21 protein-coding genes, 2 tRNA genes, 1 rRNA gene and 1 pseudogene (1 of these 25 cut by a window edge) are annotated in these 23,433 nt (G+C 41.0%); 23 read left to right on the top strand and 2 right to left on the bottom strand.

All coding sequences use genetic code 11. The annotated features are described in order from the left end of the window. The 4 genes from LK416_06035 to LK416_06020 all read left to right on the top strand — a co-directional run. Window positions 1–22, top strand: a tRNA-Ala gene (locus LK416_06035) (it extends 51 nt beyond the left edge of the window). 448 nt (window positions 23–470) lie between these two features. After that, window positions 471–3,358: ribosomal RNA gene (locus LK416_06030) — 23S ribosomal RNA — on the top strand. A 137-nt stretch (window positions 3,359–3,495) separates the two neighbouring features. Then, a tRNA-Trp gene (locus LK416_06025) sits at window positions 3,496–3,566 on the top strand. A gap of 257 nt (window positions 3,567–3,823) precedes the next feature. After that, window positions 3,824–4,084 carry a type II toxin-antitoxin system Phd/YefM family antitoxin gene (locus LK416_06020; protein UEA75735.1) on the top strand — a complete coding sequence of 87 codons (261 nt, stop codon included), beginning with the start codon at window positions 3,824–3,826 and terminating at the stop codon, window positions 4,082–4,084. 77 nt (window positions 4,085–4,161) lie between these two features. Here the strand turns inward: LK416_06020 and LK416_06015 are convergent, their stop codons facing one another. Further along, window positions 4,162–4,455, bottom strand: a complete 294-nt coding sequence (locus LK416_06015; GenBank protein ID UEA75734.1) for a helix-turn-helix domain-containing protein — start codon at window positions 4,453–4,455, stop codon at window positions 4,162–4,164. An 80-nt stretch (window positions 4,456–4,535) separates the two neighbouring features. On the opposite strand from LK416_06015, the gene LK416_06010 reads away from it, so the two are divergent. The 4 genes and pseudogenes from LK416_06010 (at window position 4,536) to LK416_05995 (ending at window position 7,122) form a co-directional block, all read left to right on the top strand. Continuing rightward, window positions 4,536–5,438 carry an Ig-like domain-containing protein gene (locus tag LK416_06010; protein ID UEA75733.1) on the top strand — a complete coding sequence of 301 codons (903 nt, stop codon included), beginning with the start codon at window positions 4,536–4,538 and terminating at the stop codon, window positions 5,436–5,438. 248 nt (window positions 5,439–5,686) lie between these two features. Next, window positions 5,687–5,843, top strand: a pseudogene (locus LK416_06005) (type II toxin-antitoxin system Phd/YefM family antitoxin). A gap of 219 nt (window positions 5,844–6,062) precedes the next feature. Then, complete coding sequence (locus tag LK416_06000) at window positions 6,063–6,323, top strand: ferrous iron transport protein A (protein ID UEA75732.1); 261 nt, start codon at window positions 6,063–6,065, stop codon at window positions 6,321–6,323. Window positions 6,324–6,465: 142 nt separating this feature from the next. Then, entirely contained in the window at window positions 6,466–7,122 is a 657-nt protein-coding gene (locus tag LK416_05995; protein ID UEA75731.1) for a PliI family lysozyme inhibitor of I-type lysozyme, read from the top strand. A gap of 147 nt (window positions 7,123–7,269) precedes the next feature. On the opposite strand, the gene LK416_05990 is transcribed toward LK416_05995, so the two are convergent. After that, a complete protein-coding gene (locus LK416_05990; protein ID UEA75730.1) occupies window positions 7,270–8,586 on the bottom strand; it encodes an aspartate kinase in 1,317 nt (438 codons plus the stop codon). Window positions 8,587–8,955: 369 nt separating this feature from the next. Between LK416_05990 and LK416_05985 the strand changes: the two genes are divergently transcribed. The 15 genes from LK416_05985 to ptb all read left to right on the top strand — a co-directional run bounded on the left by LK416_05985 (window position 8,956) and on the right by ptb (window position 23,397). Continuing rightward, a complete protein-coding gene (locus LK416_05985) occupies window positions 8,956–9,396 on the top strand; it encodes a 6-carboxytetrahydropterin synthase (GenBank protein ID UEA75729.1) in 441 nt (146 codons plus the stop codon). A gap of 75 nt (window positions 9,397–9,471) precedes the next feature. Then, window positions 9,472–10,821: a Firmicu-CTERM sorting domain-containing protein gene (locus LK416_05980; GenBank protein ID UEA75728.1), complete on the top strand. Its 1,350-nt coding sequence runs from the start codon at window positions 9,472–9,474 to the stop codon at window positions 10,819–10,821. Window positions 10,822–10,824: 3 nt separating this feature from the next. Continuing rightward, window positions 10,825–11,415: an exosortase family protein XrtG gene (xrtG, locus tag LK416_05975; protein ID UEA75727.1), complete on the top strand. Its 591-nt coding sequence runs from the start codon at window positions 10,825–10,827 to the stop codon at window positions 11,413–11,415. Then, window positions 11,402–12,775 (top strand): putative glycosyltransferase, exosortase G system-associated, encoded by a 1,374-nt coding sequence (locus tag LK416_05970; protein ID UEA75726.1) that lies wholly within the window; start codon window positions 11,402–11,404, stop codon window positions 12,773–12,775. The genes xrtG and LK416_05970 overlap by 14 nt, the downstream gene beginning before the upstream one ends. Further along, window positions 12,768–13,901 carry a hypothetical protein gene (locus LK416_05965; GenBank protein UEA75725.1) on the top strand — a complete coding sequence of 378 codons (1,134 nt, stop codon included), beginning with the start codon at window positions 12,768–12,770 and terminating at the stop codon, window positions 13,899–13,901. The genes LK416_05970 and LK416_05965 overlap by 8 nt, the downstream gene beginning before the upstream one ends. Window positions 13,902–13,905: 4 nt before the next feature. Next, complete coding sequence (locus LK416_05960) at window positions 13,906–14,349, top strand: 6-carboxytetrahydropterin synthase (protein ID UEA75724.1); 444 nt, start codon at window positions 13,906–13,908, stop codon at window positions 14,347–14,349. A 5-nt stretch (window positions 14,350–14,354) separates the two neighbouring features. After that, the gene (locus LK416_05955) at window positions 14,355–16,829 is read left to right on the top strand and encodes a hypothetical protein (GenBank protein ID UEA75723.1); all 2,475 of its coding nucleotides are present in this window, start codon (window positions 14,355–14,357) and stop codon (window positions 16,827–16,829) included. A gap of 143 nt (window positions 16,830–16,972) precedes the next feature. Continuing rightward, window positions 16,973–17,449 (top strand): acyl-CoA thioesterase, encoded by a 477-nt coding sequence (locus LK416_05950; GenBank protein UEA75722.1) that lies wholly within the window; start codon window positions 16,973–16,975, stop codon window positions 17,447–17,449. A gap of 20 nt (window positions 17,450–17,469) precedes the next feature. Then, window positions 17,470–18,558 (top strand): DUF2974 domain-containing protein, encoded by a 1,089-nt coding sequence (locus LK416_05945; GenBank protein ID UEA75721.1) that lies wholly within the window; start codon window positions 17,470–17,472, stop codon window positions 18,556–18,558. Between the two features lie 107 nt (window positions 18,559–18,665). Continuing rightward, complete coding sequence (gene fsa, locus LK416_05940) at window positions 18,666–19,319, top strand: fructose-6-phosphate aldolase (protein ID UEA75720.1); 654 nt, start codon at window positions 18,666–18,668, stop codon at window positions 19,317–19,319. 118 nt (window positions 19,320–19,437) lie between these two features. After that, a complete protein-coding gene (locus tag LK416_05935; protein UEA75719.1) occupies window positions 19,438–20,574 on the top strand; it encodes a hypothetical protein in 1,137 nt (378 codons plus the stop codon). Continuing rightward, a complete protein-coding gene (locus LK416_05930) occupies window positions 20,549–21,058 on the top strand; it encodes a cysteine hydrolase (protein ID UEA75718.1) in 510 nt (169 codons plus the stop codon). Before LK416_05935 ends, LK416_05930 begins: the two co-directional genes overlap by 26 nt. A 42-nt stretch (window positions 21,059–21,100) precedes the next feature. Then, window positions 21,101–21,799, top strand: a complete 699-nt coding sequence (locus LK416_05925) for a 5'-methylthioadenosine/adenosylhomocysteine nucleosidase (GenBank protein ID UEA75717.1) — start codon at window positions 21,101–21,103, stop codon at window positions 21,797–21,799. Window positions 21,800–21,877: 78 nt separating this feature from the next. After that, window positions 21,878–22,360, top strand: a complete 483-nt coding sequence (locus tag LK416_05920) for an S-ribosylhomocysteine lyase (protein UEA75716.1) — start codon at window positions 21,878–21,880, stop codon at window positions 22,358–22,360. A gap of 116 nt (window positions 22,361–22,476) precedes the next feature. Then, window positions 22,477–23,397, top strand: coding sequence for a phosphate butyryltransferase (gene ptb, locus LK416_05915; protein UEA75715.1), 921 nt, complete (start codon window positions 22,477–22,479; stop codon window positions 23,395–23,397). The last annotated feature ends 36 nt before the right edge of the window (window positions 23,398–23,433 follow it).

Below are 23,433 nucleotides of genomic sequence, written 5' to 3'. Positions count from 1 at the left end.
AGTTCGAATCTCGTTATCTCCACGAAAACATAGGACGAGCGGTCTTGTTTTTAAAAGCGTTCATGAAGAACTTGTTCTTCGATGAAGGATTTTGAAAACAGAAGGACATTCGTAGAATGTCCGTGATGAAGTAAGCGAAGCTTACGAATCAGACCGATATATTGAATCTTATGTTTTAACAAAAATAGAGTACAAGAGAGGAATGTTCCACTCCACTAAGACTCGCGGTTGAACCGCTCGTCAAGTGTCGGGAACCACTTTCGCACTAAGCTCGAAAGAACCTCGCTAAGTGCTCAATGTGTACCTTGAGAATTTCATACAGAAAGAAATAGAGATATTATTAATAAGCCATTAATAATTAACAAGACATCAAATAATCCAAGAAACGTTTCAAGAGATTGAAACAAACGCGAATCAAGTTATCGAAAGATAGCAACGGACCACAGCATATCAAGCTACGTATGCTGTAAGGTTAAGTTAGAAAGAGCGCAGGGTGGATGCCTTGGCACTGAGAGCCGAAGAAAGACGTGATAAGCTGCGAAAAGCTGCGGTAAGGAGCAAATATCCGATGACCCGCAGATATCTGAATGGGGAAACCCGGCTGAGCAAACCTCAGTCACCGTATACTGAATACATAGGTATACGGAGGGAACCCGCTGAACTGAAACATCTAAGTAGGCGGAGGAAGAGAAAGAAACATCGATTCCGTAAGTAGCGGCGAGCGAACGCGGAAGAGCCCAAACCGTTGTGCGTGCACGACGGGGTATGGACTGCGATATGGCAGTGTGGAAGATAGTAGAAGGGTCTGGGAAGTCCCGCCAGAGAGAGTGAAAGCCTCGTACATGAAATCAGAAACACGCCTAGCAGGATCCGGAGTACCACGAGACACGAGAAACCTTGTGGGAAGGCGGAGGGACCACCCTCCAAGGCTAAATACTACTCAGTGACCGATAGCGCATAGTACTGTGAAGGAAAGGTGAAAAGGACCCCGGGAGGGGAGTGAAAGAGAACCTGAAACCCTGTGTTTACAAGCTGTGGAACTGCGAATAAAGCAGAACCGCGTACTTTTTGTAGAACGGTCCGGCGAGTTTCTTGTGCTGGCGAGGTTAAGTACTTCAGGTACGGAGCCGAAGTGAAAGCAAGTGTTAATAGCACGTAAAGTCAGTATAAGAAGACCCGAAACCGGGTGATCTACCCATGTCCAGGTTGAAGTTGCCGTAAAAGGCAATGGAGGACCGAACGCACATCCGTTGAAAAGGGTGGCGATGAGGTGTGGGTAGGGGAGAAATTCCAATCGAACCCGGAGATAGCTGGTTCTCCTCGAAATAGCTTTAGGGCTAGCCTCGTATTAGTCTAGCGGAGGTAGAGCACTGAATATCCTAGGGGGCGTCAAAGCTTACCGAAGATTATCAAACTCCGAATGCCGCAGAGATGATGTACGGGAGTCAGACTGCACGAGATAAGTTGGGTAGTCAAAAGGGAAAGAGCCCAGACCATCAGCTAAGGTCCCAAAGTGTGTGTTAAGTGGTAAAGGATGTGGGATTTCGAAGACAACTAGGATGTTGGCTCAGAAGCAGCCATACATTCAAAGAGTGCGTAATAGCTCACTAGTCGAGAGGTCCTGCGCCGAAAATGTCCGGGGCTAAAACACACCACCGAAGCTATGGAATGTGAACACATTGGTAGAGGAGCATTCTTAACGTGACGAAGCTGTACCGGAAGGAGCAGTGGAGTGTTAAGAAGAGAGAATGCCGGAATGAGTAGCGAGATTTAAGTGAGAATCTTAAAGGCCGAATATCTAAGGTTTCCAGGGTAAAGCTGATCTTCCCTGGGTAAGTCGGGGCCTAAGGCGAGGACGAAAGTCGTAGTCGATGGATAACAGGTAGAAATTCCTGTACCACATACAAACAGAACTGTGGGGACGCAGAGAGAAAGCCAGAGCCGGAAATGGAAAAGCCGGTGCAAGCGAGGTATCCGTAAGGGAGGCAAAACCCCCTTGCAAGGAGAAGACGTAATGCGGAGTGAACTATAAGTAACGAAGCTGGTGAGCTAGCTGCCAAGAAAAGCCGCTATTGTTTTGTATGTGCCCGTACCGTAAACCGACACAGGTGGATGAGGAGAGAATCCTAAGGCCGGCGGGAGAAGTGTTGTTAAGGAACTCGGCAAAATGACTCCGTAACTTCGGGAGAAGGAGTGCCATAGAGATATGGCCGCAGAGAAATGGCCCAAGCAACTGTTTAGCAAAAACACAGGTCTATGCAAAACCGAAAGGTGAGGTATATGGGCTGACGCCTGCCCGGTGCTGGAAGGTTAAGAGGAGAGCTTAGCGCAAGCGAAGGTTTGAATTTAAGCCCCAGTAAACGGCGGCCGTAACTATAACGGTCCTAAGGTAGCGAAATTCCTTGTCGGGTAAGTTCCGACCCGCACGAAAGGCGTAATGATTTGGGCACTGTCTCGACAACACACCCGGTGAAATTGAAATACCAGTGAAGATGCTGGTTACCTGCGCCAGGACGGAAAGACCCCATGGAGCTTTACTCCAGTTTGATACTGGGATTCGGTACTGTCTGTACAGGATAGGTGGGAAGCTAGGAAATGATGACGCCAGTTGTCATGGAGCTGACCTTGGGATACCACCCTTACAGTACTGGGTTTCTAACCTGCAGCCGTGACCCGGCTGGGGGACAATGTCTGACGGGGAGTTTGACTGGGGCGGTCGCCTCCGAAAGGGTATCGGAGGCGCTCAAAGGTTCCCTCAGAATGGTCGGAAACCATTCGAAGAGTGCAAAGGCAGAAGGGAGCTTGACTGCGACACCGACGGGTGGAGCAGGTACGAAAGTAGGACTTAGTGATCCGGTGGTATAACGTGGGATTGCCATCGCTCAACGGATAAAAGCTACCCTGGGGATAACAGGCTTATCACTCCCAAGAGTTCACATCGACGGAGTGGTTTGGCACCTCGATGTCGGCTCATCGCATCCTGGAGCTGTAGCAGGTTCCAAGGGTTGGGCTGTTCGCCCATTAAAGCGGTACGCGAGCTGGGTTCAGAACGTCGTGAGACAGTTCGGTCCCTATCCGGCGTGGGCGTAGGATATTTGAGAGGAGCTGTCCTTAGTACGAGAGGACCGGGATGGACGGACCGCTGGTGTATCTGTTGTTGACCAACAGCATGGCAGAGTAGCCAAGTCCGGCAGGGATAAACGCTGAAGGCATCTAAGCGTGAAGCCCCCCTCAAGATTAGATATCCCATTCTTTAAAGAAATAAGACCCCTTGAAGACTACGAGGTTGATAGGTCTGAGGTGTAAGTGCGGTAACGCATTCAGCTGACAGATACTAATAGGTCGAAGACTTATCCTGAGAGGTTCGAAAGATAAGCGGAAGAGATTGGAGAGAATGAGGTCGTAAGACTTTCTGTATGAAATTCTGAAGGTACATGAAAAGTAAATATTTCATCTACCTGTGAAGTGTCCCAATTTAGGACACTTAAGCAGTATAGGGGATTGGTCAAATGGTATGATAGGGGTCTCCAAAACCTTTGGTGGGAGTTCGATTCTCTCATCCCCTGCTAACAATTAATGACGCTAGAGCTAGTAAAATCAACGGTTCTAGCGTTTTTCTTTGTTTAAAATCAGATAAAATAAATTAGATTAAACGACCTATTTTCACTTTTAATCAACATTTTTCATGAGTAAACTTGTGTAAAACTTGTGTAGACATGTATATTAAAGTTGTGTATAACAAGAGAATGCATTTTACAGTTAGTTACTTTTACATAGAGTGTAATTATGGCATAATAATATCATTATAAAGGAGGTGGGTATTATGCCACAGATTATACCAATTAAAGAATTAAAAAACACAGCAGAGATATCTGATATGTGTAACAAATCTAAAGAACCAATTTGTATTACAAAAAATGAGTATGGCGATAAGGTTATAAAGAGTATGGAGAGTTACGAAAAAAACTTAAATCGAGTGGCAATGTATCATGATATAAAAATTTCGGAACAGCAGATAAGAAATGGTCAGGTAGGGGATGCAAGAATTTCACTCCAAGAAACGAGAGAAAAGTATGGTTTATAATTTAGAATAATATAACAAGTGGAAAATTGCTGGGATTGAAAAATGACCCACATATACCAGAGGTGGTATATGTGGGTTTATTCATCTTCAAAAACTGTTTCATTCATTTCAGGAAAATCTAAGAACTGGGATAATGTCATGCCAAAGCCTGTAGCTATTTTGTGCAGAGTTTTTAATTTAGGATTTTTTGTGTTCCCCTGCATTAAATTATTCAATGTGCTTTGGGTAATACCAGAAAGCGTGGCTAATTTATTGACTGTGATATTCTGTTGTTTACACAGGTAAGTTATTCTGTAAATAATCACGCTGGAATATGTCGTATACTTATATCTCCTAATAACATAAGTATACAAAATATTGTCACCAAACATTAACCGTACACGTTTGACTTGTGTAATTCTTTATCGTAAAATATAACAAAATGATATTTATTACTTAGGAGGGTAATCAAATGAACAAAAGAAAAAAAGGGTTGTGTCAGTTACTTGCATGTATGATGGTGCTTGTTATGATGATATCCTTATCATCTGTAAATGTACAGGCAGCGAGCAAGGTAAAGATTAATAAGACAAAGACAACTATGTATGTTGGTACTCCAAAGACATTAAAAGTCACTGGTACAACCAAGAAAGTAACATGGAAATCAAGCAATAAGAAGATTGCTATAGTATCGGCAAAGGGAAAAGTAACACCTAAGAAAGCCGGAACAGTAGTTATCACAGCAAAGGTATCCGGTAAAAAATATAAATGCAAAGTAACAGTTAAGAAACCATATTTATCTGCAACGAAAAAGACTGTGAAAGCTGGTTCAACATATAAACTGGTATTGCATGGAACAAATGTAAAGAAATGTTCTTCTACAAATAAAAGTATTGCAACTGTGAAAAAGAATGGCAAGAATGCTGTTACAGTAAAAGCAGTTAAGTCTGGAAATGTAAAGATAAAAGTTCAGGGAACAAATGGAAAAACATATGTATGTAATGTGAAAATAAAATGTGCGAAACATACATGGAAAGATGTTACTAAGCATCATGATGCTGTAACTCATAAGGAGAGTGTTAAGATTAAGGATGCTTGGGATGAGAAGGTAACTACTACAGAAGGTCATATTTTTTGTGCAGGATGTGGTATGGATTATACTGCAGCAGGTTACTCCTCATCTGATGATTATATTATCATACATTCTAGATCTTGTCAGGGTGGTAGTTCATATTATGGTGATGATGTTCTAGTAACCAAAACAGTACATCATGACGCCGTTTATGAAGATCAAACAGTAACAGATAAACCTGCATGGGACGAGTACTTATATTCAGAGTGTACTACTTGTGGTGCAATACAGAAAAATAAATAAGTCAACAACTAAATAATATAAACCTTTATGAGAGTCAGTTATGTAAAAGTAACTGACTCTTTTCATTGTATATAAGGGAAACTAAGCAAAGGAGGAGTCAAAAGTCATGTGAAAAGAAAACGATTTGAATTTAAGGTGATTTTTGAAGAAGGAGGAACAAGAGAGAATTTAGTTTATTTTACGGTTATTTACTTTTGTAAAGAATACAATTATGGAATAATACCATTATAAAGCAGGAGGTGGGTATTATGCCACAGATCATACCAATTAAAGAATACAGCAGAGATATCGGATATGTGTCACAAGTCTGAAGAACCAATTTATGTTACAAAAAATGGATATGGTAATATGGTTATTATGAGTATGGAGAATTACGAAAATACCATGAAGCGAATAGCGATGTATCATGATAATTGAAGTTTTTTTCCATCGACTTGAGAACTATTCACACAAAATATAAATAGGAGAACTTGTGAACAAAAAGGTTTCTAAAGCATGGTTGACCAGATAGTTAGTTTCTGATAAGAAAGATTAGATTGTTGAACAATAATTAGCATTGACTTGCACAGGGAGTACGGAAGTATAATTTATATAAGCGGGGATATACTGAGCATATTTTAGCAGATGATTGACACATATTTGTTAGAAGAAAGGGTGGTTGTTATGATGTCATTATCAAATGCAGCGGATGGATTTTGTTCAACGATCGCATGGAACTGTGCAGATAAAGCATTATTTGGAGATTGTCAGCTTGATACAGGGGACGAAGTTCAGGTGGTATCATCATTTTTCGGAAATGTGATCGTCCGGGTACACGGACGATGCCTTGCGATTACTAAGGATACAGCAGAACGGATCAAGATGTGCCAGCCGGATGTACAGTAAGAGATAAAATTTTTATAACTGTTATTGAAGTCGTGGGCAAATGTTTTATTGTGTAAATGCTAAATGAAAATGAGTTGGTTGAAATTATAAATAATATATATTATTATTTATATATCAAGTATTTGGAGGGAGACATTTACAAATGAAAAAAAGAAAAAGAAGTATTATATTATTATGTGCATTATTGATCGTTGCACTCATACTGCCATGTAGTGGAAGCGAGGCAGCATCTAAGCTTACTAAAAAGCAAAAGGCAACATACAAGAAGTGTTTGGATAAATATTTTTATAAGACAAATTGGCCATCTTGGTGGACTTCGTATGTAAATGATACAAAGGAACATACGGAGATAGCATTTGCGGATATTAATAATGATGGGAAAAAAGAACTTTTGGTTTACAGTGCAGCAGGAGCTTCCTGGCAGTGGAGGGCAGCATATAAGACAAATGGGAAACCTTTAAAGTTTAAATATTATTATAAAGGAAAGCTTAGAAGCAAAAGTACAAAGAGTGACCAACATGGTATATATACACGTATAACAAAAATGTCTGATAAAGCATTTGTAGATGAATTTGGTGGACATATGGGTTTATATGTAAAAACATATTTTAAAAAGACCAAATCGGGTGGAACAGAGGTCGCGAAATATAGCACACGGATGGATCCGGTAACGTATAAAACAATAAACGAGTATTATGTAAATGGTAAGAGAACAACAAAAAAAGCTTATCAGAAAAAAGTAAAATCATTAGGAAAGTTTAAAAAAATTACATATCAGAATTATAATGATGTCTGGTAAAGTGGGAATATATTTAATATGAATACAAACGCCTGTCATTGGATTGAATAAGAACCAATGACAGGCGTTTGTATTACCTGTGCGAGGACAATAAGCTAAAGTCTGTATTTATACAATGTGCTCTGATAATTGCCCACGATATAAATATTATTTTGTAATAAAGGTGCTGTAGATTGCTTTGATGGCTGTCTCGAAGTCACGGTTTTCAACACCGATGATGATGTTAAGCTCAGAAGAACCCTGATCGATCATCTTGATATTGATGCCCTTGTTTGCGAGAGCAGTGAAAAGCTTGCCTGCTGTACCGCTGGCTGACTTCATACCACGACCTACAACTGCGATCAGTGCAAGACCGGATTCAATCTCAACAGAATCCGGTTCTGCCAGACGATGGATAGCAGATACAACGCTCTGTTCCTTATCGATGAATTCGTCTGCATGAACAACGATGGTCATAGTATCAATACCGGATGGCATATGCTCAAAGGAGATGTTGTTTTCCTCAAATGCCTGAAGAACTTTACGACCGAAGCCGATCTCTGAATTCATCATTGCTTTTGTAATGAAGATTGTACAGAAATCTTTCTTTCCGGCAATACCGGTTACGACATAATCCTGCTTCTGGCAGGTACTTTCAACGATCCATGTTCCTGCATCTTCCGGTGCATTTGTATTCTTGATATTGATAGGAATACCACAGCTTCTTACAGGGAAGATTGCATCTTCGTGGAGAACGGAAGCACCCATGTAGGATAACTCACGAAGCTCGCGGTATGTGATATATTTTATCGGCTTTGGATCCGGAACGATTCTTGGGTCAGCTACAAGGAAACCGGATACATCTGTCCAGTTCTCATATACATCTGCGCGGCTGGCTCTTGCAACGATAGAACCTGTTACATCGGAACCACCACGAGAGAAGGTCTTAACATTTCCATCTTTACCCATTCCGTAGAAGCCGGGGATAACGGCGCGTTCATTTTGAGCGAGACGCTCGGTCAGACGCTTGTATGTCTTATAATCATTCAGATTTCCTTCTTCGTTGAAGAAGATGACTTCTGCCGAATCGATAAATGGAATACCAAGGTAAGCTGCCATGACTTTACCGTTTAAGTATTCACCTCTGGATGCAGCATAATCGCTCTGAGGATTCTCGGCGAGGTTCTTTTTGATCTCCGCAAAATCGTCATCCAGACTGAAATCCTTCAGCTCAAGACCTGTGATGATCTCATCGTATCTTGCTTTGATCGCCTTTAATTCTTCGTCAACATCATTGCCTTCGCTGGCGGTCTGATATGCATGAAGTAACATATCGGTTACCTTAGTATCTCCATCAAATCTTTTTCCCGGAGCAGAAGGGACAACATATACACGGCTATCATCTGCATGGATGATTTTACCGACTTTCTTGAACTGCTCTGCACTTGCAAGGGAACTTCCACCAAATTTAACAACTTTCTTCATAATAAACTCCTGCATTTTTATTTTATTTACAAATTATCTCTATCTTAATATTATTGTGCCGATTAGACAAGGAAAAAATGTGATTTTTTTGAATTTTGAATGATCGAATAAAAACCTCTTGTATAATGGCTTTGTTTTAGGCAAAATGTTGAACCTTTTCAGAAATAATCAGAGATTTTTGATAGATGAAATATAAGAATATGGATTTTACATGTAAATTGTGCAAAATGACTGAAACAGATGAAAAAATTCGTTATTCCAAAATGTGAAAAAACGTTGTACTTCCTTGAATTTGCTTGTTTTCTATACTAAAATGGCAGTCGAAAAGGTAGCATAATGCCCAAACGGCTAGAAGATTGAGGTGATAATGTGATTGATTATTATAAGTGTCAGTATCATTTTAACGCCAGTCATAGCTTTGATGGAAATAAAGAACAGGCACACAGTCATACATTTACGATGATACTGTATATTCGTAATTATTCCGGCCGAGATATGGATTTTAAACGGCTTGACAGAATGATTGAGATTTTTCTCGGCAGATATGAGGGCATGTATCTGAATGAACTTCCCTGTTTTGCAGGGAATGCAAGTATAGAGGCAATCGGAGATTATTTTTACGAACAATTAAAGATAAAATTATCGGAATTGAATGCGGAGCTGATGCAGCTTGATATAGGGGATACACCGCTTGGGGTGTATCAGGTGTGTGATCGCATTTTGTTACCGACGGTTAATGAGAAACGGAGCAGAGAAAATCTGGAGGCAATCTTGTTCTATAAGAAACAGATGCCTGACCAGAAAAAATAGATAGGGACTCATTCGGATAAGATGGGTCTTTTTTGTGTGGAATGTCATAAAACAGACAGAAAGAAGGCATGTATGATGAGACATAAGAAAATCTGTAAAAAACTAATAACTGTAGGGATAGTGGTATTATTGATTGCTGTTTCCTGTATGCCAATGACAGGAATGAGGAGTCAGGCAGCAACGTTTGAGGATAATGGAAATACAGTGGATATATATACGGATAATAATTATTTGTGTATCCGTTATAATGGAAGCTGGTCAGGATATCTGAATGAGCACTTTGACCTGTCGGCAGACGGAGTGTCACTGGATCGATTGAATGCGATCATATTGAATAATGAAAATAATGGAGACGGAAGTTCATTTTCAGTAAAGGATGCATGGAGTTCGGAAATCAGTGGGGCTTCCGGAACAGTTACAAATACCGGGAAAAAACAATATTACGGATATGAATTTATGACATGGAAGATTCAGGTCCCACTTGATACTTATGAGGCTTTTAATCTTGATACGCTGAAGGTAACATATAAAGGGCAGAGCACGGAAGTTACGATTGGTACAAAGAATACTACGGAAGAAGCTTCTACAGAAAATACGGAAGAAATTACATCTGCTACAGAGAAGGACTCAACGGAAGAAATTCTGACGACCGAAGATACAACTGAAACTGAAAAAAATGATACAACAGAGATATCCGGTACGGAATCAGAAGACAGCAGTGCAACAATTTCTGAGACTACATCGGAGGATAACAATAATGCAAGCACTACCGGAGAAATGACGGACGAGGCAACAACAGAAACAACAGGCGGAATCCATGTAGGCGGCAATATCCAGATCGATGGATATTATGATGATTGGGAAGGAAGACCGAAGACGGAGATTACATATTCCAGTAATAACAAACAGTGTAATCATTATGGTCAGCTTGCATTAGACGGGGATACTTTATATGGCCATTTTAAGATGAATGAATTATATACCTCCGGTATGCAGCTTCAGATCTGGTATCTGACGATCAACGGCAAGACATTTGCCATGCAGATCCAGCCGGAAAAGAACGGAAATATCGACTGGAGTACGCAGGTTCCGAGATCAGAAGGAATCCATACCAACTTGAAAGCTTTTATCGGATATGGAAATAATAATGAATGTGACAGTAAAGTAGCATATACAGTGTATGATGCAGAACATAAGGATAATACGCCGGGAGATGAGGTGGAATTCTCGCTCAGTCTGAAACGTCTGGCAGAATTAACAGGTATTCCTGCGGATGAGATGGGAACTATCACGATCCAGAATCCGAATATCGGAGGTCAGGGTGTGTCGATTGCCGGATCTTCTACAGGACCGGTCGTAGGTGTGTTGATCGCTCTGTTACTGGCAGCAGGCTATGTTGCAAAGAAAAGAAAGGGTAAAAGGTAGAAGATGAACTGGCTGGTATTTGTCTGTCTTCTTGGTTGGATCTATATATTAACAGTATTATATCGGGCAAAATTGAATTTCTGGTATTATATCTGCGGAAGTGTGGGATTGTTTATTTTCAGTCTGATACTGATAGAACCGTATGTCGTAGTTCCGCTTCAAAAGGCTGTCTCTGCTGTTGCCGGTGTGATCGGTGGGCTGACGCATCTCTATGATTCTTATTTTCAGCAGGGAATTCTGTTTATCCAGAATGGCGGAACCAGTCTGTCCTTATATATTGATTTTGAGTGTTCCGGTGTGATCGAGATGCTGGCGTTTCTTGCGCTGCTCTGGTTCTTCCCGGTCTATGACAAATATGAGAGAGTGGTTGTAAGTATGATCGGAGTGATGGCGATCTTCCTTGCAAATGTGCTTCGGATCTTCTTTATCTGCCTGCTAGTTCATATATGGGGCATCGATATGTATTTCTTTGCACATACGATATTTGCCAGAATCCTGTTCTATGGATGTACAGTATTCCTGTATTTCTATGTATTCACGAAACCACAGATTGTCAGACAGAAGGTAGGTGCATTCCGTTATGACAGCAATTAAAAATATGCTTATGTCTTCCGTGATCTTCTGGGTGGCATGGATCGTCATTCCGTTGATCATGGAAGTGATTCCGACGGTCGGGAATTTTATCATCCTGTTAAAACGCAGGATCATGAAGAAGAAATATAAGCCGTTATCTCATTATCCGGAGGTATCTTTGATCGTTCCGGTCTACAATTCGGCAGAAACCCTGTATGCCTGTGTGCAGTCAATCTATCAATCGAATTACCCGAAGGATAAGATATTTGTTCTGCTTGTCAATAATATGAGTCAGGATAACAGCTTTGAGATATACAGCAAATGTCAGAAGGATTTCCCGAATCTCTCGATCAATTGGATGAATTCGAAGCAGGGAAAATCCAAAGCCCTTAATCTGGCATTGTTTAACTGCCAGGGTAAATATATTATCCATATTGACAGTGATGGAATGTTAGAACCGGATGCTATCAGAAATATTGTTACAATGTTTGAGAATGAACCGGAAGTTCACAGCCTGACCGGAACAGTACTGACGAATCCGGAGTTGATCGATCAGACGAATCGGTGCGCTTTACGGTTACTGCAGAAGATGGAGTTTGGAGAATATTGTCAGGCATTTCTATCCGGCCGTAATTTCCAGTCGGAGCTGAACAGTATCTTTACTCTGTCGGGTGCTTTTTCGGCGTTCCGTAAATCTGCGATCATGAAGACGCAGTTATATAATACGGATACCCTGTGCGAGGATACTCATGTAACTTTTCAGGTACGGTTTCAGATGAAGAAGCGTGTGGCGCTTTGTCCGAATGCGATCTTTTTTGTAGATCCAATCGAGAGCTTAAATAAACTATATGTTCAAAGACAGCGGTGGCAGAGCGGTGAACTGGAAGTGCTTCATATGTTCCGAAAGGACAAGATGAACATTGGCAGGAGTTTCTTTAAAGATTTCGTCATGCGGATCCTTGTGTATGATCATACGTTTGCGTTTCCTCGAATGATCTGGTATTTTGCGATTATCTGTCTGGCATTTATCAATTATCCGATGAAGCTTATTGTGACATCACTCGTATTCTTATTCTTTTTATACAGTATGGCCAACTCCCTGTTGTATATCTGTATTATTCTGTTTTTAAAGGATTTTCCATATTTGAGAAAATATTATGCAAGGAAATGGTATCTGATCTTTTTACTTCCGCTGTTTAATTTTATTGTATTCTGGTTCCGGTTTGCAGGAATTATTAATTCAACCAGAAAAACAAGAACATGGCGGACAAGAGACCTGCATGAAGAATGGAATGACTTTAAACAGGTCGTGATGCATGATTTTGCAGGAGCACACCGGGTTCTGGAGAAGATCAGAGATGAGGTAAATACCAGTGAATAAAGAGAAAAAACAATCATGGATAAAAAAATTATATACATCACCGAATCATAGGATTTTTTCGATATCCGCAACCGTGATCCTGTTTATTATGATATTTATGGGATGTATCTGTTATGAGTTATTACAGAACCGGGAAGCAGTGATACAGGCATATGAGGATGATCAGGAGGACTATCTACAGTTATTAGCCTACAACATTCAGTCAGTTCAGAAGTCAGGAAAAGATACAGAGGTTCTTGCTTTTTTACAAGAGAAGACAGTTTCCGCAGGAGAACGGTTCTTTGTATATACAAGAGGTTCGGAAGTGCTGTGGGCCAAGAATGAGAATACAACGAATGCATTAGGTAAATATTCAGAGATCACAGAATTCTGGAAGATGATACAAGAACAGGATGTTGTAGTGAATACAGTCAGATGGACGGTCGGACAGGAAGAATGTACGATCAGTGTGGTGTCTGATATGGATAGTATTCTGGAACGGACATCTACAATAAAGCATGGATATTATATTGTAATTGCAACAGGACTTGTAAGTGTCGTTCTGCTCGGTCTATTGATTGCATTGTTGGAATCATGGAACAAGGCAGAGAAAAATCTGAAGGGTACGAAAAAAGAACTGGACAAACGTAACAGGAAGCTTGAAAAGGTGACGAGTAATGCCGGAAATATGGGGTTTGAAAAGACTTCAGATGACGAGGTAGCAAAGAATATCTATGTGCAGAATCAATATAACAGTTCGCATGAATTCTATGATAATAATTTTCTTCGTATTCTGCTTCAGAAATCGGATGATGAAGCGTTAAAACCGATCCATTATATGTTTATTCATCTGGATATGCTGGATCGTTATTACAGCAGACAGGAGATCTTTCATTTTATGAGAAAGATTCGTTCCGGACTTTATCAAAATGAGATCATGGGTGAGGTGAAGAAAGGCTTTTTTGTTATTCTGATTTACAGGCTGGATGAACAGCAGGCAAAAGACAGGGCGGATGAGATTTACCGGTACTGTATCAGAAAGTCCGAGAATGCATATCGCTCGATACGATATGACTTAATTGATGTTGGAGTGAAAAAGCCGTTGGATGTGTACGATGCTTATACCAGAAAGCAGGAGGAGGCGTAGCGGAATGAGATATCAACAGTATAAATTCAAATTCTATATGGATGCCAGACATGCTATCTATATCGGTGGAAAATTAGGCGAAGTACATCCGCATACCTGGGAGATCGTTCTGCATGTGGTAAAGGGAAAGGAGAACTTTGAACCATTTCATGTACTTGAAAAGGCAGTTGAGAAATTTCTGGAACCTTTTCAGAATAATTATCTGAATGATATAAAGCCGTTTGATATATTAAATCCAACGATCGAAAACGTATGCCTTTATTTTAAAGAAAAATTGCAGGAGATATTAAATGCAATGGGATGGATTTTCCTGATGATCGAGATGAGTGAGACACCGGGAAGAACATATGTGATCAGTATGCTGGATGAGCAGGAGATGGAGCAGAATCAGACGGTGCAGACGCTTACAGACCTGATTTTAGATGAGATAAAACATATTGGAGAGTAAGAGATATGACAGACAGTCATAAGAGAATCCGGAAAAACTGCATATGTATAAGCATCCTGTTACTTGCAGGTGCAGGGCTTGCACTGTATCTTGTGCTGTCAGGATATGAGCCGTCCGGTGGTGATATCTGGGGACATCTCTATAAGTCGCAGGAAATGTATGAGAGCCTGAAAAAAGGAAACGTCTTTCCGTTGTTCTCCCCATACTGGTATAACGGAATCCAGCTTTTCAGATATTGGGGACCGCTCTCTTATTATATTATGGCGGGACTGATGTTTCTTACAGGGGGCGATCTTCTTCTGGCTTACAGGCTGCTTGCCTTTGTTATATTCGTAGTCGGTGGACTTCCGTGGATTTTCTGGGGGATCCATGAGAACCGCAGAGTGATTGGAACCTTCTTCGGACTGCTCTGGTTCTTTATGCCGGAGCATATCAGGATTTATTTTACAGCGGGAAATCTGCCACAGATGGTGACGACGATGCTTGTACCATATGTGATCTGGTTCTTATGGCTCTATGTAAGAAAAAAGAACAATCGTGCAGCTGTCGGATTGTTTGTCTGTATGACATTGATGAGTTTTACGCATCTAATGGTTACTGCGATCATGGGTGTATCTGCATTTTTATATTTGCTGATCGATCAGATATGGAATAAGGATACTAGAAGAAAAATATTTGCTCTTATCTATATGATCTGTGGAATCCTGGCAGCGGGTATATGGGTGATTCCTTCTTTAAAAGGCGGGCTTGTGACGTCGGAGAGTGGAGATGGAAGTGTTATGTCAACCTTGATCTATCCCCTTGCGACTTCATTAAATCCATTTAAACGTCTGAGTGCAGGAAATGACAGCTTTTATTTCGGACTGGCAGCAGTACTGATCGCGATAGCCGGGATCCTGCTTGCAACAGGCGGAAAGAAAGCCGGTTTTGTATTTTTACTGGTTATGCTTGCCTGTACAACGCCTGCTGCATATAAGATATTGGTAAAGCTTCCGTTCAGCCAGTTGTTCTGGATGACCCGGTTTGCGCCGATGACCTATGGTTTTTTCTTCAGTGCATGTCTGGAATGGGTTCGTCTGAAGAAAAAATATTGTGTGCTTCTGGCTGCGCTTTTGTGTGTAGACAGCATATCATGTATGAATCTGGATTTTTACAGCGTTGCTACATCAGATGAAACGAAAATGGAGATGCATCAGCTCGCGGAACTGACAGACCAGCGGACGGCTGTCATTGATAAGAGCTCTTACGGTTCTTATCCATCCTATGGAATCAGTGGCAGCAGTCATACGATGTACACGTATGGCTGGGCATGGCAGGGTGCTGAGACAGGAGATAATATTGTTCTGTTAAATGAAGCACTTGACCGAAAATACTATCGTTTTCTGTTTGATCGGGCAGTAGAGCTTGGAGCTGATACGGTTCTGATACGGAAGATTGATCTTGAGAAACAGGACATTACAATCTCTGATATTGAGCAGGATGCTGCAGCTAGCGGTTATTCTATGGTGCTGGAAACGACGACAGCGTATATTTATAAACGGGAGACACCGGAGAACTTTGGAACGGTCACCGGATACTATGGGCTTGCAATCGGAAAATATGCAAATGAAATGACCCTGCTTTATCCGGCCTTTGTGGCAGGAAGCTCGGATGTGATCGAGGATTATTCAGTGGAAGAACTGAGCAGGTATGATACTTTGTTCTTAACCGGATTTGAATATAGGAATCAGAGTAAGGCAGAAGCGATACTTACGGACGTGGCGGCAGCAGGTACCAGAGTTGTGATCGACAGTACTCATGTTCCGGCTAATAAGAGCAATAAGCAGGAAATGTTTCTCGGAGTATTTGCACAGCAGATCCATTTTGATGAACGATATCCGGTCCTTTCTTATCAGAACAGCGAGATCCGAAGTGATGACTTTGCGGAGAAAGACAGGGATTTTAGTACAGCTTATATAACCGGAACCGATATCGATATCGGAACGTTTCAGATGGGTGAACAGAAGCTGACGTTTTTAGGTATGAAAGATGATCTGCCAAATGTATATTTCCTCGGACTGAATCTGATGTATGAAGCTGTTAATAGGAAGGATGCGGCACTGACCGATATCTTAAATGATGTGCTCGGGATATCAAATGAACAGCTTCCGGACAGAGAACTTGTACCGATCACGATATCATACACAGAAGATGGACTATCGATCGATGTTGATGCGGATTTTGATCAGGAAACAGGCGTCAATACGTCGATTGCGGCACAGGATATATTTACATCTGATCAGGAGATTTCCGAGCAGATGAATCTTCTTGTTGTGCATGAGAAGCACACAGAGATTTCCTTTGTATATCCTTTGTTTATACCGGGAATTATTATCACGATATCGGGATTTATATGCTTTATACTGTGTATAAGTATGGATGTACGCGACAGAAGAAAACCTGTTGTTAAACAGATCGGACAAGAGAGCATTGCAGGATAGACGGAATAAAAGAGTATTGTCGGACAGACTGACTGCTGATTGTGTATTTGCGTCTGTTATGGTAAAATGGGCGGAACAGGAATAATAACGGATGAATACTCCAATTATAAACAGGATGAAAATACAGAAAGGGAACGGTGTGTATGGAGCGAAATACGAAAAAAGTCAGTGATTCAATGGTAGAGCAGGTCTTTCAGGTACGGCCGGAACATTTAAATGGTGCCGGACGATTATTTGGCGGACAGTTAATGGCATGGATCGATGAGGTTGCAGGGCTTGTAGGGATCCGTCATTCAAATGGAGATGTGATCACAGCTTCGGTTGATAATCTGAAATTTATGCGAGGTGCTTATCTGAAGGATCTGATCGTATTAGTAGGCCGTATTACCTATGTCGGACATACCTCGATGGATGTCCGTGTGGATACTTATATCGAGGATCACAGAGGAATCCGGCGTTCAATCAATCGGGCGTATCTGACATTGGTGGCTGTCGATGAAAATGACAAACCAAGACCGGTTCCGGGACTGACACTTGAGAACGAAAGTGAACAAGCAGAATGGCTGGCAGGAGAGAAACGGAGAGAACTCAGAGGACAGAGACGTAAAGAAGGTTTTTAGATAAAGCCGGGGGTGTGAATATGGCAAATATATTAGACTATCTGGAATGGCGGGGTGATCTGCCGTTTGAGGCATCGGCTTTTAATGAGGTGGATGCAGTTGTATTTTCAAGATTTTCATATATACCGTTTGAGGGGATCGTGCCGGATGATTTTAGTCATACGGTCACGGTAGCGGAGGCTGCAGAGCGTTTCTTAGGGGATACGGAACGCATGACACAGGTGATTTATGAAGATGATCTGAAGCTGCTTGCTGCAATGGGAGCGAGCAGACGATTTGGTGATCTGCTCTTATGCGGTTATGAGAATCAGTTGGATGAAGAGATACAGAAGCAGTTTTCAGCAGTCACAGTAAAATTATTTGACGATGTAAGCTGCGTGGTATATCGAGGAACCGATAAAACAGTTGTCGGTTGGCGGGAGGATTGTAATATGGCATTTCTTTCACCGGTTCCGTCTCAGCGGGCAGCAGTCGAGTATCTGCGGCAGGCAGCAGAACAGATACCCGGAACATTCCTGCTGTGCGGACATTCCAAAGGCGGAAATCTTGCGATCTATGCAGCAGCAACCTGTGAACGTACTCTGCAGGATAGGATTCTGAAGGTATGCAGTATGGATGGCCCGGGATTTGAACCAAATGTGTTAGAGCTTGCCGGTTACAACCGAATGCTATCACGGATGATCACATACATACCACAGAATTCCGTAGTGGGAATGCTGCTTGAGCACAGAGAGAAATATGTTGTGATCCGAAGTATGCAGGAGGGCTTGATGCAGCATGATGTATATAGTTGGGAGGTTCTTGGACCATCCCTGATCCATGAGGATGGAATCACAGATGAATGCCGTGTATTAAATGCTTCTTTAAAAGAATGGATCGACAATATGGACTACGACCAGCGCAGACAGTTTGTAAATTCTCTGTTCGACCTGTTAGATGAATGCGATGCGAAGACCACGGATGATCTGCAAAATAACTGGTATAAGGATATCGGAAGAATCCTGACTTCAATCAAGAAGATGGACGAAGCCAGCCGAAAAGTTGTCAGCCAGACAATCCTGTCGCTATTAAAGATAACCAAGAAAAATGTCACAAATAAAGAAAACTAGAAAAGGTTATATAAAACAGACAAAAACTGAGAGAGAATAAGCAGAGACGGTAATATCAGCAGAAAGATACAGTGGATGAAAAGGAAAACAAAGAGAGGTAAAGAAATATGAAATTTTTTATTGATACTGCAAATGTAGATGACATCAGAAAAGCAAACGACATGGGAGTTATCTGTGGTGTAACAACCAACCCATCCCTGATCGCAAAAGAAGGCAGAGATTTTAATGAAGTTATCAAAGAGATCACAACGATCGTAGATGGCCCTATCAGTGGAGAAGTTAAGGCAACAACTGTAGATGCAGAAGGCATGATCAAAGAAGGCAGAGAGATCGCAGCGATCCATCCAAACATGGTTGTTAAGATCCCTATGACAGTAGAAGGCTTAAAGGCAGTTAAAGTATTATCAGCAGAAGGAATCAAGACAAATGTAACTCTGATCTTTACAGCAAATCAGGCACTTCTTGCAGCAAGAGCAGGCGCATCTTATGTATCTCCATTCCTTGGAAGACTGGATGATATCAGCACAACAGGTATCAACCTGATCGAAGATATCGTAACAATATTTGATAATTATGATTTAGACACAGAGATTATTGCAGCTTCTGTAAGAAATCCAATCCACGTTACAGACTGTGCTCTGGCAGGCGCACATATCGCAACTGTACCATACAAAGTAATCGAGCAGATGACAAAGCACCCATTAACAGATCAGGGTATTGCAAAATTTCAGGCAGATTATAAGGCAGTATTTGGCGAATAAGAGTTTTTTAGATTTATTGTAGATGTTTGAATAAAATGTTACAATAAGCTCGATTTTTACTTTACGGTACATTTGTCCTATAAAGTAAAAACGATAGGGAAGGTGGTGAGAGAGAAACTTGGCAGAGTATAGGAATAATTACCGCCAGAGAGAGAACAAATCTGTATATGGGGAACGAAATACTTATGAAAAAAAGAAAAATTACCGAAATGGAAATAACAGACAACAGAACTTGAGGCAGAAAATGTATTATGATAAGAGACAGCAGGGAAATTCCGGCAGACAGATGAATGATTCGAAGCTCAGACGTAAGATTATGGCGGATGATAATGTGAAGTTTATCTGTTCCAGAAATGAAGATGTGATCCATGATAAAAGCTGTATTCTTACAAGGAATATTAAAGACAATGATCTGAAGTATCTGGTAAATTATCCGAAGTGGATGAAACAGTGCCCAAAGTGTGCGATAGAAGCGTATCTCAGATATGGGGCAGAGGATTATGACAAATTGGCAGAATATGATGCGTTATTCCGACTTATGATGATGTCTGTAGAGATGATCCGGCATATGTATATTGATTGTGATATGAAGACAAGGATAAATGGGGATACGCTTACAATCCATCACAAAGAAGATACATGGAAGATCGTATATTTAGACAGTCCGGGAAATGTCAGACTTCTGCATAATAATTATCACATAGTGGATGAACACAGGGAATTTGAAAAAGGTTTTCATATCCAGAGCGAATTTACTTCTAATACAAAGATTAAATATGCTATCGAAAATATTGAAACATATTCGTGGAGCATGCATCGGGTGCATGAACGGGAAGCGATGTTGGAACAGAAAAAGAATGAAACAGGGAAAATGGGATTCTGGTCACGGGTAGCACGAGCATTTCGTTATGTGTTTCATAAGCAGGAAGATGATGAATCTAAAAATCAGACAGATGATAACAGAAAAGATGATCCAATCGATTTTCAGTTGGATTTTTCGGATTTTAATTTTGTAAATAAGTTCGGTTACCCGGATAATGGTACCAGATGCATCTATATCTGGAAAACAAAAAACGGGATATATCAATGGCAGATCGGAGAATATATATCAAAGAAACGACAGTTTGTGATCAAATTTTCAGATCAGACTTTTATAACGGACTGGCGAAAAGTAATCGCATGGAAATATGTATGGAAAGGTGACCTGAACTGGTCATATGGTGAAAAGAATGAGACGAACCCTGATCGTAATTGATATGCAGAATGATTTTATTGATGGTTCACTTGGGACAAAAGAAGCAAAAGTAATCGTAGAACCGGTCAAGAAGTTGATACAGGAATATAAAAACAGGGGAGATGAGGTGCTTTATACCAGAGATACCCATGGGGCAGATTATCTGCAGACGAATGAGGGGAAACATCTGCCGGTGGAACACTGTATAAAAGGAACAAACGGATGGGAGATCGCAGATGGAATATATGCAGCCGGCTGCGAGATCATAGATAAGCCATCCTTTGGATATACAGGTTGGGATCGGTATGAATTTGAAGATGTCTGTCTGATCGGGCTTTGTACCGATATCTGTGTAGTTTCAAATGCTCTTATCATAAAGGCGTTATATCCGGAGATTCGCGTGGCAGTCGATGTCAGATGTACGGCAGGAGTTACGCCTGAATCAAAGGCGGCGGCATTCGAAACGATGAAGATGTGTCAGATCGAGCTGATCGGTGAAGAATAAGCAGGATAAAAAGATCAAAAGCAGTAAGAAAGGAATTAAGACATGCTTGGAATTATAGGGGCAATGGATGAAGAAGTTGCAAAGTTAAAAGAAAAAATGGAACAGGTGCATATTGTTGAGAAAGCCGGTATGCAGTTTTACAGAGGATCCTTGTGTGATCGCGAAGTAGTTATAGTAAAATGTGGTGTCGGTAAGGTTCATGCGGCGATGTGTACACAGGCAATGATCGATCTGTTTCCGGTAGATGGAATTGTAAATACCGGAATCGCCGGTTCATTAAATGCAGAGATCAATATCGGCGATATTGTATTAGCAAAGGATGCGTTAGAGCATGATATGGATGTCTCGGCGCTGGGATATGGACCGGGAATCAATCCGGATTTAAAAGAAGATGAGAATATCTTCAAGACAGATGTCAAAATGCTGGAGATTGCTCTTGCCGCAGCAAAGCAGGCAGAGCTTTCCGTCAATATCTTTACTGGACGCGTTGTAAGCGGAGATCAGTTCATATCAAGTAAAGATAAGAAAAAATGGTTAGTTGATACATTTGACGGAACCTGTACGGAGATGGAGGGAGCATCAATCGGACATGTCGCAACCATGAATAAGGTTCCATATCTGGTTATTCGTGCGATCTCAGATAAAGCAGACGACAGTGCGGAAATGGATTATCCGTCTTTTGCGGCTATGGCAATCGATAATAGCGTAGCGCTTATGACCGAATTTATAAAATTATGCTAAAACCGACAGCAGAAAGCTTGAAGTAAAAATAAATAAGTGATGAATTATCATATAAAACAGGAGGAGACTGAAGAAACCATGGAAAAGATTAAAAGTTTTCAGATTAATCATTTATTATTAAATCCCGGAATTTATGTATCCAGAAAGGATAAGGCAGGGGATTCTGTTATTACCACATTTGATATCCGAATGACAAAGCCAAACTTTGAACCGGTCATGAATACGGCGGAGATTCATACGATCGAGCATCTCGCAGCTACTTATCTCAGAAATCATGAGGATTATAAGGACAAAGTAATTTATTTTGGACCGATGGGATGCAGAACCGGATTTTATTTGATACTTGCAGGTGATTATAAGTCAGAGGATATCGTAGATTTGATGATTTCAATGTTTGAATTTATACGTCATTATCATGATCCGATTCCGGGTGCAAATCCGAGAGAATGTGGAAATTATCAGGACATGAATCTGAACATGGCAAATTACCTTGCAGAGAAGTTCTTAAAAGAGGTTCTTTATAATATAGGCGAAGATCGCCTGAACTATCCGGAGGGTTGACCTTTTTTTTTCAAAGTGATACGATAACAGATAAAGATTGCCGGAAGAGAGCGGCAACCCATAATAAGTTCATGAGTTATGGGAAAAAGAATAAAAATCGCGAGAGGTGTAAACGAATGAGTAAGAGTTTTGAAGATTTATTAGCCAAGGTTGCAAAATGCAGCAAGAAGACAGTTTCAGTAGCATGTGCTCAGGACAAGCCTGTTCTGGAAGCCGTTAAGGCAGCAAAGGAAAAGGGTATTGCAGATGCGATCCTCGTCGGTGATGAAGCTGAGATCAGAAAGATCGCTGCTGAACTTGATATGAATCTGGATGAGTATAAGATCATAAACGAACCGGACAGTATTCAGGCTGCACATAAGGCTGTTGAGCTGGTACATAATAATAAAGCAGATATGTATATGAAGGGTATCATTGATACAAAAAACTTCTTAAAGAGCGTTCTGGATAAGGAAGTAGGTTTAAGAACCGGTAAGCCTTTATCACATGTAGCAGTTTTTGAGGTTCCGGGTGTTGACAGATTATTATATCTTTCAGACGTAGCATTCATGACATATCCATCTCTTGAGGATAAAAAAGCAATTATTGAAAATACAGTAAAAGTTGTTCATGCTTGTGGTATTCCATGTCCCAAGGTTGCTCCGCTTGCGGCAGTTGAAGTTGTAAATCCTAAGATGCCTGTAACTGTAGATGCAGCAGAGCTTACAAAGATGAACGAGAATGGCGAGATAACAGGCTGTATCGTTGACGGACCATTATCACTTGACCTTGCAATCGATCCGGAAGCAGCTAAGCATAAAGGAGCAGAAGACCGTAAGATCGTTGGTGATGCAGATATCCTCTTATTCCCGGATATCCATGCAGGAAACCTCGTATATAAGTGTCTGACACATACAACAGCAAGTAAGAACGGTTGTATCCTGACAGGAACAAAGGCTCCTGTTATCCTGACATCCAGATCAGACAGCTTTGAAGTAAAGATGAATTCTATCGCTCTTGCAGCAGTTGTTGCAGAGGCAATCAAGAACGAGCAGTAATCAGACCGTTATGGTTACGGAATAAATATATAAGAA

The sequence above is a fragment of the Lachnospiraceae bacterium GAM79 genome (assembly GCA_020735665.1).
Classification (GTDB): domain Bacteria; phylum Bacillota; class Clostridia; order Lachnospirales; family Lachnospiraceae; genus Coprococcus.
The sequence above is the reverse complement of the archived record's forward strand: the minus strand, read 5'-3'. Positions and strand labels throughout refer to the sequence as shown.

Coding starts and splice junctions, on each gene's coding strand:
- LK416_06020 (UEA75735.1), top strand. CDS start 3,824: ATGCCACAGATTATACCAATTAAAGAATTAAAAAACACAGCAGAGATA.
- LK416_06015 (UEA75734.1), bottom strand. CDS start 4,455: ATGTTTGGTGACAATATTTTGTATACTTATGTTATTAGGAGATATAAG.
- LK416_06010 (UEA75733.1), top strand. CDS start 4,536: ATGAACAAAAGAAAAAAAGGGTTGTGTCAGTTACTTGCATGTATGATG.
- LK416_06000 (UEA75732.1), top strand. CDS start 6,063: ATGATTGACACATATTTGTTAGAAGAAAGGGTGGTTGTTATGATGTCA.
- LK416_05995 (UEA75731.1), top strand. CDS start 6,466: ATGAAAAAAAGAAAAAGAAGTATTATATTATTATGTGCATTATTGATC.
- LK416_05990 (UEA75730.1), bottom strand. CDS start 8,586: ATGAAGAAAGTTGTTAAATTTGGTGGAAGTTCCCTTGCAAGTGCAGAG.
- LK416_05980 (UEA75728.1), top strand. CDS start 9,472: ATGAGACATAAGAAAATCTGTAAAAAACTAATAACTGTAGGGATAGTG.
- xrtG (UEA75727.1), top strand. CDS start 10,825: ATGAACTGGCTGGTATTTGTCTGTCTTCTTGGTTGGATCTATATATTA.
- LK416_05970 (UEA75726.1), top strand. CDS start 11,402: ATGACAGCAATTAAAAATATGCTTATGTCTTCCGTGATCTTCTGGGTG.
- LK416_05960 (UEA75724.1), top strand. CDS start 13,906: ATGAGATATCAACAGTATAAATTCAAATTCTATATGGATGCCAGACAT.
- LK416_05955 (UEA75723.1), top strand. CDS start 14,355: ATGACAGACAGTCATAAGAGAATCCGGAAAAACTGCATATGTATAAGC.
- LK416_05950 (UEA75722.1), top strand. CDS start 16,973: ATGGAGCGAAATACGAAAAAAGTCAGTGATTCAATGGTAGAGCAGGTC.
- LK416_05945 (UEA75721.1), top strand. CDS start 17,470: ATGGCAAATATATTAGACTATCTGGAATGGCGGGGTGATCTGCCGTTT.
- fsa (UEA75720.1), top strand. CDS start 18,666: ATGAAATTTTTTATTGATACTGCAAATGTAGATGACATCAGAAAAGCA.
- LK416_05930 (UEA75718.1), top strand. CDS start 20,549: ATGAGACGAACCCTGATCGTAATTGATATGCAGAATGATTTTATTGAT.
- LK416_05925 (UEA75717.1), top strand. CDS start 21,101: ATGCTTGGAATTATAGGGGCAATGGATGAAGAAGTTGCAAAGTTAAAA.
- LK416_05920 (UEA75716.1), top strand. CDS start 21,878: ATGGAAAAGATTAAAAGTTTTCAGATTAATCATTTATTATTAAATCCC.
- ptb (UEA75715.1), top strand. CDS start 22,477: ATGAGTAAGAGTTTTGAAGATTTATTAGCCAAGGTTGCAAAATGCAGC.